Raw genomic sequence first — 1,784 nt, 5'->3', positions numbered from 1 at the left:
GCACCGCCATGGCACGGCTGTTCGCCTGACCATTCTGGATTCCCGCCTGACGGCGATGCCTGCCCAAGCTCCGTCGTCCCCGCGCAGGCGGGGATCCAGAGGTTGCTCAGCGGCACATTGCTGCTTTGCCGCCTCGCAATCTAAGCGGTGGTTTGTTCGCTCTTGCCCAGACGCTACACTGCGGCGACGGGCCTCGGGCCAAGTTTTCCAGTGAGGGTGATGTGTTCAAGGATCTCAGCATCAAGGGCCGCGTGCTGCTGCTTACTCTGCTTCCCACCAGTCTGTTGGCGTTGGTGCTGGGCGGTTACTTCACTTGGATGCAGCTCTCGGACTTGCAAACGCAGTTGCTTCAACGCGGGCAGATGACCATTGAACAACTCGCCCCAATCGCTGCGCCGGCCCTGGCACGCGGCGACTCGGCGCTGCTGGAGCGCATTGCCAACGAAGCGCTGGAGCAACCGGATGTACGCGCCGTGCACTTCCTCGCCACCGATCATTCGCGCTTGGCCAATGCCGGCCCGAGCATGCTTAACCCGATGCCCGATGGCGACAACCGCCTGCTGCTGTTGCGCAGCGGCAACGACGCCACACGTTTTCTGCTGCCGGTGTTTGGCCGGCACCGCAGCTTCTCCGGCGACCCGGTCGCCGATGACCCCGAGCGCCTGCTGGGCTGGGTCGAGCTGGAAATGTCGCACCACGGCACCTTGCTACGCGGCTACCGCAGCCTGTTTGCCAGCTTGCTGCTGATTATTACCGGGCTGGGCGTAACCGCGTTGCTGGCAGTACAGATGAGCCGCACCATCAACGACCCGCTGCGGCGGATCAAGCAAGGTGTGGCGCTATTAAAGGAGGGCCGCCTGGAAACCCGCCTGCCGCCGCTGGGCAGCCATGAGATGGACGAGTTGGCCTCGGGCATCAACCGCATGGCCGAAACCCTGCAAAATGCCCAGGAAGAATTGCAGCACAGCATCGACCAAGCCACCGAAGACGTGCGTCAGAACCTGGAAACTATTGAAATCCAGAACATCGAGCTGGACTTCGCCCGTAAGGAAGCGCTGGAAGCCAGCCGTATCAAGTCCGAGTTTCTGGCCAATATGAGCCATGAAATCCGCACCCCGCTAAATGGCATTCTCGGTTTTACCAACCTGCTGCAAAAAAGCGAGCTGACTCCGCGCCAGCAGGACTACCTGGGCACCATCGAAAAATCCGCCGACAGCCTGTTGGGCATCATCAATGAAATTCTCGACTTCTCGAAGATCGAGGCCGGCAAGTTGGTGTTGGAAAATATCCCCTTCAACCTGCGCGATGTGCTGCAAGATGCCCTCACCATCCTCGCCCCCACCGCCCACGCCAAGCAGCTGGAACTGGTCAGCCTGGTGTACCGCGACACGCCGCTGGCGCTGATCGGCGACCCGCAACGCCTCAAGCAAGTGCTGACCAACCTGGTGAGCAACGCCATCAAGTTCACCCGTGAGGGCACGATCGCCATTCGTGCCATGGTTGAGGAAGACAACGGCGAACAGGCGCAACTGCGCATCAGCGTGCAGGACACCGGTATCGGTCTTTCCGATGAAGACCTGCGGGCGTTGTTCCAAGCCTTTACCCAGGCCGACAACTCGCTGTCCCGGCAGGCCGGCGGCACAGGATTGGGCTTGGTGATTTCCAAACGCCTGATCGAACAGATGGGCGGCGAAATCGGCGTCGACAGCACACCGGGCGAAGGCTCGGAATTCTGGATCAGCCTGAACCTGCCCAAGACCCGCGACGACGCCGAAGACCTGCCT

At 61.3% G+C, this 1,784-nt stretch carries 1 protein-coding gene; it reads left to right on the top strand.

Features of this window, described 5'->3' with window-relative positions; translation table 11 throughout:
* Positions 1–221 precede the first annotated feature (221 nt).
* Positions 222–1,784 (top strand): ATP-binding protein (locus AAAB16_RS05770; protein WP_340662479.1); only part of this gene is annotated, 1,563 nt, incomplete at its 3' end.

Source organism: Pseudomonas sp., from assembly GCF_037994325.1.
GTDB lineage: Bacteria > Pseudomonadota > Gammaproteobacteria > Pseudomonadales > Pseudomonadaceae > Aquipseudomonas.
The sequence above is the reverse complement of the archived record's forward strand: the minus strand, read 5'-3'. Positions and strand labels throughout refer to the sequence as shown.